This is a genomic window from Arthrobacter sp. TE12231 (assembly GCF_054062895.1).
Window position 1 is genome coordinate 1,462,146 of record NZ_JBSSFS010000001.1, and the last position, 14,324, is coordinate 1,476,469.

Consider the following 14,324-nt stretch of genomic DNA (forward strand, 5'->3'; position numbering starts at 1 on the left):
CAGGGAGCTATTGCATGGGTGCAACCTTGGGAAAACCTTGAGGCACCCTTGACTTCGTCCGGGCGGCCCCCGACACTGCAATGAACGCTTCAAATGATGGTGCAGTCGGTGATGGTTGAGGAGTCATTGTGCCGGACGACCTAGCATATGACTACGTGATCGCCGGCGGCGGTACCGGTGGCAGCGTCCTGGCCGGCAGGCTGAGTGAAGACCCCTCAATTCGCGTGCTGCTGCTCGAGGCGGGCAGATCCGACCGCCACCCATTCATCCACGTGCCCGCCGGCTTTCCCAGACTCAAGGGAGGCCCGTACCAGTGGGCATACAACAGCATTCCGCAAGAGCACAGCAACGGCCGCAGCATCCCGCTCCCGCAAGGCCGCGGGCTCGGCGGCGGCGGCTCCATCAACTCCCAGGTCTTCACGCGGGGCGTGGACGAGGACTATGACGGATGGGTCGCGGACTACGGATGCGAGGGCTGGACCGCCGCTGAGGTGTCCAAGTATTTCGTCCGCTCGGAGTCAAACTCACGACTCTCAGGACCCCACCACGGAACCCAAGGGCCCCTTAGTGTCTCGGACCCCCGGCGTCCGCACACGCTCTCGGCGGCATTCGTGCAGGCTGGCCGGGAGTTCGGCCTACCCTACAACAACGATTTTAACGGCGCGGAACAGTACGGCGTCGGTTTCTACCAGACCACCACCAGGAACGGCCGTCGGTGCAGCGCCTCCGTCGCCTACCTGAAACCCGCGCGCAGGCGGCGCAACCTCACGGTTCGCGTTAATGTGTCGGTATCAAAAGTGGTCATCAAGAACGGCCGCGCCGTCGGCGTCCAGGCGGTCGAAGATGGAGTGGCGCGAACCTACAGCGCACGGCGCGAGGTCATAGTCGCCAGCGGCGCTTTTGGATCTCCTAAGTTGCTGCAGCTCTCAGGCATTGGCGACCCGGCAGACCTTGCAGCCGCCGGCATCGACGTTCTCCATGCTCTGCCCGGTGTCGGGAAGAACCTGCAGGACCATCTGGACCTGGACATCATCTATGAACTCACCGACGACCACAGTCTGGACCGGTTCAATCGCGTGCGCCCGGCGACGGTCCTGGCCGGCCTCGAGTACCTGGCCTTCCGGACGGGACCGTTCGCGTCCAACCTTGTGGAGGCCGGCGGCTTCAGCTATGCCAACAAGTACGAGAAGACCCCGGACCTGCAGTTCCACTTCCTGCCCGCGGCGAGGCCGGAGCCGGGCATAGCGTCGCTGCAGCCCGGGTTTGGCATGACGCTGAACTCCTATTTCCTGCGCCCCCTCAGCCGGGGAACAGTCCGGGTCGCGTCCGCAGACCCCGCACAGATACCGCTCATCGATCCGAATTTCCTCGCGGATGACTACGATCTCGAGATGACGATCGCCGGTGTGCAGCAGAGCCGCCAGATCATGGAGCAGTCATCTATGGCAGCCTTCGTCAAGAGAGAGCACATCGGCGACGGCTCACGGGTGGAATCCCGCGACGAGTACGTGAACTTCGTGCGATCCTACGGACGGACCTCGTACCACCCGGTGGGCACGTGTTCCATGGGCACCACCGATGAGTCCGTCGTCTCCCCCCGGCTTACGGTCCACGGACTGGAGGGACTGCGGGTGGTGGACTCCTCGATCATGCCCCGCCTGATCAGTGCCAACACGCAGGCGCCCACCATCATGATCGCGGAAAAAGCCGCCGACATGATCCTCGAAGACGCGGGCAGGCTGACGCCGGGCGTGAGTGGTTTGGCAGGCTCGTCCAGGGCCCCGGATGGTGTGTGAGTCATTTCACGCGTAACCGGGCACCGGAGGCCGCCGGGCCGCCCGTAGAATTGATGATGAACGTAGAAGTTCCGCCGCCGGGTCTGCGTTCGCAGCCGGCGGATTTTCTTTGCGTTCAGTGAGGCGCCCGGGGTGGACCGAATCCCCGGCGACGCCGAGGTACCGGACACCCTCCGGCGGCCGACTTCCCCGTACGAGGACGTATGGGGTGGATTCTAGGAAGGTAGTTCTGTGAGCCAGACGTCAGATTCTTGTCTTGATACGTGGATGGGCCGTGAGGCACTCGCCGAGGCCATGATCCCGGTGATCGGCCGGCTGTACCGCGAGAACAACGTGGTGACCTCGATCCACGGACGCAGCCTGATCAACAAGTCCACCATGAATATCCTCAAGGCACACCGTTTCGCCCGCCGGATGAGTAAGGAAGAACTGCGCCTCGAGGAAACGGCCCCGCTCCTGGAGGCCCTGACCAAGCTGGAGCTCGGCGCTGCGGCGATCGATATTGCCCGCCTCACCGAGAAGTACCGTGCCGAGGGCGACGGCGCCAGCCTGGACGATTTCCTGCGCGAGGAACTCGCCGAGATCGTCGGCAAGCGCGGCGGCGACGACCGCACCAGCACCGACGTCGTCCTCTACGGCTTCGGCCGCATCGGACGGCTCCTGGCCCGCCTCCTGATCGAAAAGGCCGGTGGCGGCCACGGCCTGCGCCTGCGCGCCATCGTGGTGCGCCGCGGCTCGGACAACGACCTCGCCAAGCGCGCCAGCCTGCTGCGCCGCGACTCGGTCCACGGCTCCTTCGAGGGCACCATCAAGGTGGACCTCGAAAACGACACGATCACTGCCAACGGTGTCCAGATCCAGGTCATCTACTCGGACAACCCGGCCACGGTCGACTACGCCGCCTACGGCATTCACGATGCCCTGGTGGTGGACAACACCGGCCGCTGGCGCGACGCCGAGGGCCTGTCCCAGCACCTGCAGAGCACCGGCGTCTCCCGGGTCCTGCTGACCGCTCCGGGCAAGGGCGAGCTGAAGAACATCGTGCACGGCATCAACCACGGCACGATCACAGACTCGGACAAGATCGTCTCCGCGGCCTCCTGCACCACCAACGCCATCACCCCTGTCCTGAAGGCGATCAACGACCGCTACGGCGTGGTGCACGGCCACGTCGAAACCGTCCACTCCTTCACCAACGACCAGAACCTGATCGACAACTTCCACAAGGGTGACCGGCGCGGCCGCTCCGCCGCGCTGAATATGGTGATCACCGAGACCGGTGCCGCCAAAGCCGTGGCAAAGGCCCTGCCGGAACTCCTCGGCAAGCTCACCGGCAGCTCCATCCGTGTCCCCACCCCCGACGTGTCCCTGGCCATCCTGAACCTGAGCCTGGAGAACGGCACCACCAAGGACGAGGTCAACGACTACCTGCGGGAAATGTCGCTGCACTCGGAGCTGCGCAAGCAGGTCGACTACATTGATTCGCCCGAGGTGGTCTCCACGGACTTCGTCGGCTCGCGCCGCGCAGGCATCGTCGACGGCCTGGCCACCATCTCCAACGACAAGAACCTTGTGCTCTACGTCTGGTACGACAACGAGTTTGGCTACTCCTGCCAGGTGGTCCGCGTCATGGAGGAAATGGCCGGCGTCAACCCGCCGTCGTTCCCCGCCAAGGACGCGTCCGCCATCCTCGAGGCCGCCGGGCTCCCCGTCGAGGTCTAACCGGCTGGCCGAACCTTCGTCCCTGACCGGGACTCGTTCGTCCTTTCCCGGCCGATGTACTGGAATCGGCCGGGAAAGGGAACCACAATGGAGCCATGGAACAGAACGCGGCTATTGAGCACGAGACCACCCTGGAACACGCGCTGGACGTCGCGCGGAGCAACGCGAAGGAAGCGAAGCGGCTCCTGGACGACGCCGTCGCCAAACGCCAAACCGGTGAAGTCAACGACGACCGGGTGAACCAGCTCCAGTCACTGCTGGACCTGGCCAACGAAGACCTGAAACGGGTCACGCGGGACCAATAACCCCGGCTGCCCGGCCACCGGTCCTCAACACTGTGGACAAAGTCCATGATGTCAGAGCGCCGGTTTAGGCTCAGGGCGTGCAACCAGATCGCCACCCGCGGCTAACCTCATGACCGTCACCTGGACGGAGTTCCGCCGCGCCCGGCGCCGCTCCCGCCCGGCCTGGCTTCTCCTGGCCGCAGCGGCCCTGACCGTCTTCGGCGGCCTGGCCTGGTTCTTCCTGGCCGGCCAGTTTTCCCTCGCGGAACCGCAGACCGCGGGTCCAAGCGAGGCCCCCGTGCTTGCGGGCGGGTGGATGAAGCCCGTGGAGTCCGTCCGGGCCGTCCCGGCCGGAAGCGCCGCCACCGTGCTGGACACACTCGCGGTCAAAGGCCGGTCGGCCAAGGATACCTATGACCGCAGTGCGTTCGGCCAGGCCTGGCTCGACGTCGACCGCAACGGCTGCGATACCCGTAACGACATCCTCCGCCGGGACCTTGAGGCGGCTGAATTCGTGAACGGCTCAGGGTGCCAGGTCTCCGGCGGCACCCTCCGGGAACCGTATACAGGCCACGTGATCGCGTTCCGGCGGGGCGCCGAGACCAGCTCAGCCGTGCAGATCGACCACGTCGTGGCGCTCGGCGACGCCTGGCAAAAGGGGGCCCAGCAGCTCACCGCGCAGCAGCGCGAACACCTGGCCAACGATCCCCTCAACCTGATCGCCGTTGACGGTCCCGCCAACCAGGACAAGAGTGCCTCCGACGCCGCCACCTGGCTGCCGCCGAACAAGGCGTTCCGCTGCCACTACGTTGCCCGCCAGATTTCCGTCAAGGCGGCCTACCGGCTGTGGGTCACGCCCGCAGAGAAGGAGGCGATGAAGCGAATCCTCGGATCCTGTCCGCAGCAGCAGACCATCGTTCCTCGTTGACCGCATCGTGTCCCTATTGCCGTGCCCGTTACTGCCATCCCCGGGACGTTGTCCTCTGGCCGCCCGGACACGGCCGCGGTGTGCTGGCAATCCGGCGCAGCAGCGCGGCGCTCAATGCGGGGGAGAGGTACACGGATGAACGCGACCAAGAGACTGGCGTTTGGACGGATGGGGCTTCCGGACACGGGCTTCGGCAGGCTGGCGCTGCTACTGGCAGTGTTAGGACCGGCCCTGATAGTCGGCATCGGCTGGTTTGGCATTGTCCTGGGCGTGAACCTGGGCACGACAAATGAATATCACGCACTGAACTCCGTCGGCTGGTTTGTCACGGTCATGGTTGCAGTGATCGCAGTGGTCCTGTGGACCGACCTGCTCCGGGGCCGCGAGGACTCCGCCGCCGTGGGCGTGGCCACCGTGCTCTGTTCAATCCTGCTGATCATGCTCTTTCCCCTGGCGATAGAAGCCGCCAGCCAGGCACCCCTCCTCTGACGCTTCAGGCCCCTCTCAGTGTCATCGGCTCCGTGCCGTCGGCACTGTCTCAGTGGCTGCCGGCTATGGCTCGAGTGCCTGGGCGGCGAGTTCTGCCTCGAGACGTTCGACGTCGGCCCGGCTGCACAGCTCCGTGGCCGTCGTCGTCACGGTGGCAGTTCCTGCCGCGACCGCGGCCCGGAACGCGTCCTGAAGGCTGCGGCCCTGCGCCATCCGGAGCACGAAGGCGGCCAGAAAACTGTCGCCCGCTCCGACCGTGCTGCGGACCTGCACGTGCGGGACCGCCAGGCGGAGGACGCCGGTCTGTGACGCAAGCACCGCTCCTTCACCACCGAGGGTCAGGGCGACGTGCTGAGATGACCCGTCCGCCACGAGCGAGGACGCGGCCTCAACCTGGCTCTCCTCGCTGTCCAGCGTCCTGCCGAAGTGTGCGCCGAGTTCCCGCCGGCTCGGCTTGACCAGGAAGACCCCCTCCGCCAGCGCAGCGGCGAGGGACGCTCCGGAGGCGTCCACGATGCAGCGAGCCCCGCGCTCGTTCGCCAGGCGGGCCACCCGGGCATAGAAGTCGTCCGGGACGCCCTTCGGCAGGCTTCCGCTCGCCACCAGGTAGCCGCCCGCCGGGACGCATTCCGCGACCACAGCCAGGCACCCCCGCCACTCCGGCTCGCTGAGCTCGGGCCCCTCAAGGACAAAACGGAACTGCTTGCCGGTCCTCGTCTCATCGACCGTGAAGTTCTGGCGTGTGGTCCCGCTGATCGGCACCACCAGGGTGGGGATGCGTTCGGCTTCGACGAGCCGCCGGTATGCTTCGCCGGTCGGACCGCCGGCCGTGTAGGCCGCGATGGTCTGCCCTCCGAGCCGGTGCACCACGCGCGCCACGTTGACCCCGCCGCCGCCCGGGTCCAGCCGACCGGTATGGCAGCGGAGTTTGTGCTCGCCAATGACCTGGTCGGTGACCGTGCTGGCATCAAGGGCCGGGTTCACGGTGAGCGTGAGGATGGGCAGCATCGCCGTCGGAGCGGGGGATTCCATGGCCCAAGCATAGGAGTTCCGGCCGGCACGGTTCCCGTGCTGGATGACTCTTGTCGCCGTTCTGCTGCCCGGCGGAGAATGGGCGCGGCAGGGTAAACCGCCACGCCGGAGCACGGGAACGGGAAACATGGCACATGACAGCGGCGGCGCAGGCAAGGGGCGCGACGGGCACAAAGACGGGCACAAGAACGGACGCAGAGACGGTCGCAAGGACGGTCGTGGAAAGGGTTCCGGTCGCTCGGCGCGCAAACGCGCCCGGCTCGACGTCGGCCTCTACGAGGCTGAATTGTTGCGACTCCAGGCGGAGTTGGTCGCGCTGCAGGAGTGGGTGCGGAGCACCGGGGCGCGGGTCCTGGTGATCTTTGAGGGCCGGGACGCCGCCGGCAAGGGAAGTGCCATCAAGCGGGTGACCGAATACCTGAATCCGCGCTTTGCCCGGATCGTCGCGCTCCCGGCACCGACCGAGAGGCAGCGGGGGGAGTGGTACTTCCAACGGTACGTAGCGCATCTGCCGGCCGCCGGTGAGATTGTCCTGATGGACCGGTCCTGGTACAACCGGGCCGGCGTCGAGCACGTCATGGGCTTTTGCACCCCCGCCGAACACAAGCGCTTCCTGGCGCAGTGCCCGGTCTTTGAACGGCTCCTGGTCCAGGATGGCATCCTGCTCCTTAAATACTGGTTCTCCATCAGCCACGCGGAGCAGGAGCGGCGGTTCAAATCCCGCCTGGATGACCCCATGCGGCAATGGAAGCTCTCGCCGATGGACCGGGAGGCAATCCTGCGGTGGGAGGACTACTCGCGGGCCAAGGACGAAATGTTCGTCCAGACGGACACGGCGGAGTCACCCTGGTACGTCGTGGAAGCCGAGGACAAACGCCGGGCCCGGATCAACCTGATCGCCCACCTGCTCTCCAGCATCGACTACACCGAAGTGCGGACCGAACCGGTGACGCTGCCGGAACGGCCCCGCGCGATCAATTACACCCGGCCGCCCAGGGAACTCTTCCGCTACGTTCCGGACCACGCGGCCAACCTGGAAAACCCGGTCGACGACTGACCGGTCGGATCATTGTCCGGTCCGGACACGCTGCCGGCCGGGTGGAGCCCGTGCCGCGGATCTGTCCGGGCGGGTAGGGTACCGGCATGGATATCATTCTGGTTCCCGGATTCTGGCTGGATGCGTCGTCGTGGGCGGAGGTGACGCCCCCGCTGGTGGCGGCGGGGCACGCGGTGCACCCGCTGACGCTGCCCGGGCTCGAGTCGGCGGACGCGCCGCGCGCGGGCATCGGCCTGCGCACCCACATCGACGCCGTCATTGCAGCCATCGATGCCTTCGGCGCGCCTGTGGTCCTGGTGGGGCACTCGGGCGGCGGCGCCATCATTCATGGCGCGGTGGACGCCCGGCCGGACCGGGTGGTCCGCGCCATCTATGTGGACAGCGGACCGCTGGGCGACGGCGGGGTCATCAACGACGAGCTCCCGGCCGACGGCGACGCCGTTCCGCTGCCCCCGTGGGAACTCTTTGAGGACGAAGACCTCACCGACCTCACCGATGAGCTGCGGGCCATGTTCCGCGCCCGCGCCGTGCCGGAGCCGCGCGCTGTAGCCCAGGACCGGCAGCAGCTAAGTGACGAACGCCGCTACGAGGTCCCGGCCACCATCATCGCCTGCGAATTCCCGTCCTCGCTGCTGACCCGGATGATCGCCGAGGGCCACCCGTATGTGGCGGAGCTCGGCCGTGTCCGCGACGTCGAATACGTTGACCTGCCCACGGGGCACTGGCCGCAGTTCACCCGGCCCGCCGAGCTCGGCGCCGCCATCCTGGCCGCTGTCGACCGGACCGCCTGAAACCGGCCTGACGGAAATTCCCCACCTATGGCCGGGTGCCGACGGCGTGTCGGGCGAATCGCCGAAGTTCCCGGCGGCGGCCGGGTCAAAGGTGGGGAGAACAGGCGCATTGGCCGGCAGCCCGCCGGACGCGTCAGTGGCCGAACGGGTCCGGGTCAACCCCCGGCATCCAGGTCAGGCCGGGGACGCCCCAGCCGCTCCGTTTGGCCTGCTTCATGGCCTTGCGGGCATAGCGGTCGACCAGCCGGTTGACGTAGAGCTTGCCGTCGAGGTGGTCGTACTCGTGCTGGATGACCCGGGCAAACCAGCCGGTCGCCTCGAATTCCACCGGCTTCCCGTCGCCGTCGAAGCCCTGGACGCGTGCCCATTCGGCCCGCTTGAGCGGATACTGGCCGCCCGGGAAGGACAGGCAGCCTTCCTCGTCCTCGTCCGGGTCCGGCAGCGCGCCGGAGACCTTGGAGAGGGTCAGCACCGGGTTGACCACGACGCCGGTGGGCGGGGCGCCGTCGTCGTTCTCGTACTTGTACACGAAGAGCCGTTTGCCGACCCCCACCTGGGGAGCGGCCAGCCCGACCCCGTTGGCGGCGTCGTTGGTCTCGAACATGTCGGCGATCAGGGTGCGGAGCTCGTCGTCGAAGACGTCGACTTCCGCGGCCCGGCGGTGCAGCACGGGCTCGCCCCAGATCGTGATGGGCAGGACGGTCATGTCAGGTGATTCCTCGGGTGCTGGTGGCGACGTGCGGATCAGCCGGCGATGGTGCGGCCGACGACGTCGCGCATGATTTCGTTGGTGCCGCCGAAGATCGTCAGCAGCCGGGCGGCGAGGTAGGCCTGGGCCACCGGGTATTCCAGGATGTAGCCGTAGCCGCCGTGCAGCTGCAGGCACCGGTCCGTGACGGACTTGGCGCGCTCGGAGGCCCACAGCTTGGCGCGGGCAGCACCTGCGGCGTCGAGTTCGCCGGCGTTGAAGGCCAGGATGGCCTGGTCCACATAGGCTTCGGTGACCTCGACCTCGGTGAGGATGTCGGCGAGTTCGAAGCGGCTGTTCTGGAAGTCGATGATCCGCTCGCCGAACGCGTTGCGCTCCTTCGTGTAGCGGACGGTCGCCTCATAGACGGCGCGCACGACGGCGGAGCTCGCCACCGCGATCGCCAGGCGGCCCTGGGGGAGCTGTTCGGCCGCGTACTGCAGGCCCTTGCCCACCTCGCCCACCAGATCGGCGTGCGGGACGCGGACGTTGTCGAAGAACAGTTCCGCCGTGTCAGAGGCCTTCAGGCCCATTTTGTCCAGCTGCTTGCCGGTGTTGTAGCCCTCACCCTTCTGGACCATGAAAAGGGAGAACGAGTCGTGGTTGCCGCGACCGGTGCCGCCGTCGGTGCGGGCCAGGACCAGGGAGGCGTCGCCGGAAATGCCGTTGCCGATGAACGTCTTCTGGCCGCTGATCAGCCAGTCGTCGCCGTCGCGGACGGCCTTGGCGCGGATGCCGCGAAGGTCGGAGCCGGCGCCTGGCTCGGTCCAGGCAATCGAGGTGACCTTTTCGCCGGAGACCATGGCGGGCAGCCAGCGGGACTTGAGGTCATCGGAGCCGTAGGCCAGCAGGTGGGGGAGGACCATGTCGTCGTGCAGGTGGAACGCGAGGCCGACGGCGAGGTGGTTGCTCTTGGCGAACTCCTCGTCCAGCACCGCACGGAAGCGGTAGTCGTTCATGCCCATGCCGCCGAACTCCTCCGGCACGGCCAGGCCCAGCAGTCCCTGCTCGCCGGCCGCCGACCACAGGTCCCGGGACATCATGTGCTCCTTGTCCCACTGGGCATAGTGGGGGGCCACCGCGCGCGAATTGAACTCGGCAGCCATCTCGCGGAACATCTCGTGGTCTTCTTCAAAGAGCTTGCGCTTCACTGCGTTTCCTTCCAATACAGACAACAAAGGCCGCACCGGATAACCGGTGCGGCCTTTGGAAAAGGTCGGACAATCACTGCCGTCCTTCATGAGGGTGAGCGACGGGGGTTGAACCCGCGACCTCCTGGACCACAACCAGGCGCTCTGCCAACTGAGCTACGCCCACCATGTGCCGTATCAGGCCCTCCGGCGAACCGGCGGGCTGGAAAGGCAACGACAAATAGCTTACCTGTTGTTTGGGGGTGGTTTTGCCACTTTTGCGATTTTCACCGAAATTTCCGCCAAACGTGGCGCAGATTACTTTTCCGCGCCACGGTCCCGGGTGCCGCTACTCGGCCTGGGTGGACTCCGCCGGGGTGCCCTCAGCCGGGCCGTCGCCCATGACGCGCTTGGCGATCCGCTGCGCCGTGGCGCTGTCCGGACCGGGCGCGGGGACGAACACCGCCTCGCGGTAGTAGCGGAGTTCGTCGATGGAGTCCTTGATGTCACCAAGCGCCCGGTGTCCGCCCATCTTGGCGGGGGACTGGAAGTAGGCCCGGGCAAACCAGCGGCGGGAGAGTTCCTTGATGGTGCTCACGTCGATGACCCGGTAATGCAGGTGCTCCACCACCTCGGGCATGTCGCGGACCAGGAACACGCGGTCGGTGCCCACCGAGTTGCCGCCGAGCGGGGCCTTCCTGGGGTCCGGCACCCACTTCTTGATGTAGTCGAGCACGGCGGCCTGCGCTTCGGCCATGGTCTTGCCGTGCGGGAGCTCCGCCAGGAGGCCTGACCGGGTATGCATGTCCCGGACGAAGTCGTTCATCTGGGCCAGCGCGGCGTCGTCGGGCTTGATGACGACGTCGACGCCCTCACCCAGGATGTTGAGCTCCGAATCGGTCACCAGGGCGGCGACCTCAATCAGGGCGTCGTTCTTGGTGTCCAGGCCGGTCATTTCGCAGTCGATCCAGACGATGCGTTCGTTAGTTATAGGCACCCGCCCAGCCTACCGTTCCGACGTCACAGGGCCGTCCGGTGCTAGGATTTCGGGTACGCGGCCGTCGAAGTATTTCGTCAAGCCGGCGTGCCCCGGGCCGGACAATTCGGCCGACTGCGGGCGGAAAAATGGCCCACGACAGATTGGACGATCCTGACATGACGGCGCCTGTGCCTGCGGCGGGGGAAACGGCTGCCGGTACGTCCCGCCCGACTGACTCCCGTACGACTGAGACCCGCGAGGCCGGATCCCGCCCTGCTGACCTCGGCACGGCTGACCTCCGCCCCGCTGCCGTTGACGAAGTCGACAACCCCCGGTCCCCGATCCTTGCCGGGTTCCTCGGATCGTTGTTCATGGCGATCGGTTCGATCGGCGTCGGCTGGCTCGCCCCCGTGTCCGGGCTCCGCCGCGTTCCGCTGTTCATCTGGATGCGCACCGAAGCCATCGGCGTCGCCCTGTCCATTGTCCTGCTGGCCTTCGGCGGCATGCTCCTGGTCCGCGCCTGGCTGCGGCTGGGCCAGCGCGTCCGGGTCTGGGGACCGGGGGCCCGCAAGGCCACGCTCCAGGCGACCGTGGCGTGGGGCTTGCCGCTGATGTTCTCCGTGCCGCTTTTCAGCCGGGACGTCTACGCCTACATCGGCCAGGGCCGGCTCATGGTGGAGGGGTTCAACCCTTACGAAAACGGCATTTCGGCGCTGTCCAACTACTTCCAGCTCGGCGCGGACAAGATGTGGACCGAGGCGCCCGTTCCGTACGGCCAGCTCTTCCTGTGGATCGAGCAGTTCGTGGTCTGGGCCACCAACGTGAACCCCGAGGGCAGCATCATGCTCTTCCGGATGGCCGCGCTGGTGGGCATCGTCCTGTGCGTGATCTACGTGCCGAAACTGGCCGAACTCCACGGGGTGAACCCGAACCGGGCCCTGTGGCTGACGGCCGCCAACCCGCTGTTCCTCACCAACTTCATCGCCAGCGTGCATAACGACGCCCTTATGATCGGGCTGGCCCTGGCCGGACTGTATTACTGCGCAACCCGCCGGGTCATCCGCGGAATCGTGCTGGTCACGCTCTCCATTGCGGTGAAGCCCATCACGATCGTCTTCCTGCCGTTCATCGGCCTGCTCTGGGCGGGAAAGAACGCCAGCTGGCCCCGCAAGTTTCTCTTCTGGGGCCTCACGGCCGGCATCAGCCTGGCCCTGCTGTACCTCATGAGCCGGGTCAACGGCTTCGGCTTCGGCTGGATCAACGGCCTGTCCGCCCCGGGCAGCATCTGGATCTGGTACGCGCCCGTGGGTCTGATGGGCCTGGTCGTCGCCTCCATCTCCAACGCGTTCGGCCTGGACGGCTGGGGACTGGCCAAGTGGGCGTTCGACGCCGGCAAGCTGGTCGCCGTCGGGATCGTCGCCTGGCAGATCTTCCGCGGTGACTACGACCGTCTGATGCGCCGTCTCACCCTGGCGTTCGCCGCCGTCGTGCTCCTGTCCCCGATGATCCAGTCCTGGTACATCGTCTGGCTCATTCCGCTGTTCGCGGTCACGGGCATCCGCGACGACTGGCAGGTCAAGGCGCTCTACTTCATCGTGTCCTTCTTCATGGTGTACGCGATCTCGGACCAGCTGGACGTCTTCCCGTACCTGCAGACCGCCGACCTCGGCCTGGCCCTGGCGCTCGCCCGCAACGCCGCGGCCATCATCGCCCTGCTCTTTGCGCTGTACCTGATCTTCCTGGACCCGAAGACCAAGCTGCTGTTCAGCAAGTCGGACGAGCCCGTCACCACACGGCCGATCATCTAGATCTGTTTGTCCGGTCTGGATCAGTCAGGCGGCAGGTTCTTCAGCGCTTCCCTGCGGGAGAGCGGACTGAGCTCGTCCCGGTGCCGCTGCACAAACGCCACCACCCAGTCCGGGTCCGTCCTGGCGTACTGGCGCAGCGCCCACCCGATCGCCTTCCGGATGAAGAACTCCTGATCGCCCAGGTTGGCCTCGATCACGGCGGTCAGGAGGGCCGTGTCCGTGGCAGCCTTCGCCCCGAGCTGCGCCGTGATGGAGGCCCGCCGGATCCAGAAGTCCTCGTCCTTGCTCCAGCGCCCCAGGACCGGCGTCAGTTCTGCCCGGTGCGCCTGCAGGAGCCCGCCCAGCCGGTGCGCCACCCCATCCACCAGGTCCCACCAAGCCCCGGTGCGGATGATTTCCTCGTACACGGCCAGCATGCCGAGCTCCCGGGCCGCGAGTTTCAGCCCGGTGAGTTCGATCGCCGCATAGCGTTCCTCACGACAGCCGGAGTTCCGCCACAGTTCGAGCACTGCGGACCGCAATTCCGCGATGCTGCCCGGAGGGTGCTCGGCGGCCGCGGCTTTGACGATTCTGCGGACTTCGGGAACCCGCACGCCCAGAAACGGCATCTGCGACCTCATATAGGCCTGTGCCCCGGCGGCGCGGCCGGGATCGGCTGCAGCCTGCAGACGGCCGCGGATCGCATCAATCAGTTCGGTGGTGGCCATGAGGCCACTGTAGACATCCTGCGGCGGGCTTTAGAGTTGAAGCCAGCAAGCCGCGGATCCGCGTCGGAAGGAAACCCATGTCCATGATCAAGAGTCCCGAAGAGATCGCCCTGATGCGCGAGGCCGGCCGGGTGGTCGCCACCACGCTGGGCCGGGTCCGGGACGCCGCCGCAGTCGGTGTCTCGCTCAAGGAACTGGACGAGGTCGCCGCGGCGTCCATCGCCGACGCCGGTGCCACGCCGGCGTTCCTGAACTACCGGCCCCGGTGGGCATCCGTCCCGTTTCCCGGGGTCATCTGCACGAGCGTCAATGACGCCGTCGTGCACGGCATTCCCAACGGCTACCGGCTGCAGGACGGGGATCTGCTGAGCGTGGACTGTGGCGCGTTCCTGGACGGCTGGTGCGGCGATGCCGCCGTCAGCTTCGTCGTCGGCACGGCGGCCCCCGTGGATCAGGCCCTTATCGACGCCACGGACGCCGCCCTGGCGCGGGGGATCGAGGCTGCCCGGATCGGGAACAAGATGGGCGATCTGGGCTACGCGATCGGGGGGGAAGCGCGCCGGGCGGGCTACGGGCTCCTTGCCGACCACGGCGGCCACGGGATCGGCCGGACCATGCACGCCGAGCCGCACGTGCCCAACGACGGCCGGCCCGGCCGCGGCATCAAACTGACCGAGGGCCTTGTGATCGCCATTGAGCCGATGCTCATTCTCGGCCGCAAGGACGACTACTACCATGACGAGGACGAGTGGACCCTCCGGTCCGCGAACGGGCGCCGCGCCGCGCACAGCGAGCACACGGTTGCCATCACGAAGGACGGCCCGGTCATCCTGACGCTGCCGTAGTGGCAGTC

Annotated in this window: 14 protein-coding genes and 1 tRNA gene; 9 read left to right on the top strand and 6 right to left on the bottom strand. The window is 66.9% G+C overall.

Annotation, left to right across the window (positions count from 1 at the left end):
• The first annotated feature begins 128 nt into the window (after positions 1-128).
• The 5 genes from ACVWYS_RS06635 to ACVWYS_RS06655 all read left to right on the top strand — a co-directional run bounded on the left by ACVWYS_RS06635 (position 129) and on the right by ACVWYS_RS06655 (position 5,219).
• Complete coding sequence (locus ACVWYS_RS06635; RefSeq protein ID WP_456509508.1) at positions 129-1,796, top strand: GMC family oxidoreductase; 1,668 nt, start codon at positions 129-131, stop codon at positions 1,794-1,796.
• A 231-nt stretch (positions 1,797-2,027) separates the two neighbouring features.
• The gene (locus tag ACVWYS_RS06640; RefSeq protein ID WP_456508749.1) at positions 2,028-3,518 is read left to right on the top strand and encodes a glyceraldehyde-3-phosphate dehydrogenase; all 1,491 of its coding nucleotides are present in this window, start codon (positions 2,028-2,030) and stop codon (positions 3,516-3,518) included.
• A 95-nt stretch (positions 3,519-3,613) separates the two neighbouring features.
• On the top strand, positions 3,614-3,823 hold the full coding sequence (locus ACVWYS_RS06645) for a hypothetical protein (protein WP_116768644.1): 210 nt from the start codon (positions 3,614-3,616) through the stop codon (positions 3,821-3,823).
• A 109-nt stretch (positions 3,824-3,932) separates the two neighbouring features.
• Complete coding sequence (locus ACVWYS_RS06650; RefSeq protein ID WP_456509509.1) at positions 3,933-4,730, top strand: HNH endonuclease family protein; 798 nt, start codon at positions 3,933-3,935, stop codon at positions 4,728-4,730.
• A gap of 135 nt (positions 4,731-4,865) precedes the next feature.
• Positions 4,866-5,219: a hypothetical protein gene (locus ACVWYS_RS06655; protein ID WP_456509510.1), complete on the top strand. Its 354-nt coding sequence runs from the start codon at positions 4,866-4,868 to the stop codon at positions 5,217-5,219.
• Between the two features lie 63 nt (positions 5,220-5,282).
• On the opposite strand, the gene ACVWYS_RS06660 is transcribed toward ACVWYS_RS06655, so the two are convergent.
• A complete protein-coding gene (locus ACVWYS_RS06660) occupies positions 5,283-6,251 on the bottom strand; it encodes a 1-phosphofructokinase family hexose kinase (RefSeq protein ID WP_456509511.1) in 969 nt (322 codons plus the stop codon).
• Between the two features lie 127 nt (positions 6,252-6,378).
• On the opposite strand from ACVWYS_RS06660, the gene ppk2 reads away from it, so the two are divergent.
• Both ppk2 and ACVWYS_RS06670 read left to right on the top strand, forming a co-directional pair.
• Positions 6,379-7,308 carry a polyphosphate kinase 2 gene (gene ppk2 / locus ACVWYS_RS06665; protein ID WP_344366312.1) on the top strand — a complete coding sequence of 310 codons (930 nt, stop codon included), beginning with the start codon at positions 6,379-6,381 and terminating at the stop codon, positions 7,306-7,308.
• Positions 7,309-7,394: 86 nt separating this feature from the next.
• Positions 7,395-8,099 (top strand): alpha/beta fold hydrolase, encoded by a 705-nt coding sequence (locus tag ACVWYS_RS06670; protein ID WP_456509512.1) that lies wholly within the window; start codon positions 7,395-7,397, stop codon positions 8,097-8,099.
• A 133-nt stretch (positions 8,100-8,232) separates the two neighbouring features.
• Here the strand turns inward: ACVWYS_RS06670 and def are convergent, their stop codons facing one another.
• From def to orn, 4 genes are all read right to left on the bottom strand, one after another.
• Positions 8,233-8,805 carry a peptide deformylase gene (gene def / locus ACVWYS_RS06675; protein WP_091253763.1) on the bottom strand — a complete coding sequence of 191 codons (573 nt, stop codon included), beginning with the start codon at positions 8,803-8,805 and terminating at the stop codon, positions 8,233-8,235.
• Between the two features lie 38 nt (positions 8,806-8,843).
• The gene (locus tag ACVWYS_RS06680; protein ID WP_202615947.1) at positions 8,844-9,998 is read right to left on the bottom strand and encodes an acyl-CoA dehydrogenase family protein; all 1,155 of its coding nucleotides are present in this window, start codon (positions 9,996-9,998) and stop codon (positions 8,844-8,846) included.
• A gap of 93 nt (positions 9,999-10,091) precedes the next feature.
• Positions 10,092-10,164 (bottom strand) — tRNA-His (locus ACVWYS_RS06685).
• A gap of 162 nt (positions 10,165-10,326) precedes the next feature.
• Entirely contained in the window at positions 10,327-10,974 is a 648-nt protein-coding gene (gene orn, locus ACVWYS_RS06690; protein WP_344366303.1) for an oligoribonuclease, read from the bottom strand.
• Between the two features lie 158 nt (positions 10,975-11,132).
• On the opposite strand from orn, the gene mptB reads away from it, so the two are divergent.
• Positions 11,133-12,764: a polyprenol phosphomannose-dependent alpha 1,6 mannosyltransferase MptB gene (gene mptB, locus ACVWYS_RS06695; RefSeq protein WP_202615946.1), complete on the top strand. Its 1,632-nt coding sequence runs from the start codon at positions 11,133-11,135 to the stop codon at positions 12,762-12,764.
• Between the two features lie 20 nt (positions 12,765-12,784).
• Here mptB and ACVWYS_RS06700 read toward each other — a convergent pair whose 3' ends face one another.
• Positions 12,785-13,471, bottom strand: a complete 687-nt coding sequence (locus ACVWYS_RS06700) for a DNA alkylation repair protein (protein WP_456508756.1) — start codon at positions 13,469-13,471, stop codon at positions 12,785-12,787.
• Between the two features lie 77 nt (positions 13,472-13,548).
• Between ACVWYS_RS06700 and map the strand changes: the two genes are divergently transcribed.
• Positions 13,549-14,316, top strand: a complete 768-nt coding sequence (map, locus tag ACVWYS_RS06705) for a type I methionyl aminopeptidase (RefSeq protein ID WP_344366299.1) — start codon at positions 13,549-13,551, stop codon at positions 14,314-14,316.
• Positions 14,317-14,324 lie beyond the last annotated feature (8 nt).

Coding starts and splice junctions, on each gene's coding strand:
- ACVWYS_RS06670 (WP_456509512.1), top strand. CDS start 7,395: ATGGATATCATTCTGGTTCCCGGATTCTGGCTGGATGCGTCGTCGTGG.
- ACVWYS_RS06650 (WP_456509509.1), top strand. CDS start 3,933: ATGACCGTCACCTGGACGGAGTTCCGCCGCGCCCGGCGCCGCTCCCGC.
- ppk2 (WP_344366312.1), top strand. CDS start 6,379: ATGGCACATGACAGCGGCGGCGCAGGCAAGGGGCGCGACGGGCACAAA.
- mptB (WP_202615946.1), top strand. CDS start 11,133: ATGACGGCGCCTGTGCCTGCGGCGGGGGAAACGGCTGCCGGTACGTCC.
- map (WP_344366299.1), top strand. CDS start 13,549: ATGTCCATGATCAAGAGTCCCGAAGAGATCGCCCTGATGCGCGAGGCC.
- ACVWYS_RS06655 (WP_456509510.1), top strand. CDS start 4,866: ATGAACGCGACCAAGAGACTGGCGTTTGGACGGATGGGGCTTCCGGAC.
- ACVWYS_RS06645 (WP_116768644.1), top strand. CDS start 3,614: ATGGAACAGAACGCGGCTATTGAGCACGAGACCACCCTGGAACACGCG.
- ACVWYS_RS06660 (WP_456509511.1), bottom strand. CDS start 6,251: ATGGAATCCCCCGCTCCGACGGCGATGCTGCCCATCCTCACGCTCACC.
- ACVWYS_RS06700 (WP_456508756.1), bottom strand. CDS start 13,471: ATGGCCACCACCGAACTGATTGATGCGATCCGCGGCCGTCTGCAGGCT.
- def (WP_091253763.1), bottom strand. CDS start 8,805: ATGACCGTCCTGCCCATCACGATCTGGGGCGAGCCCGTGCTGCACCGC.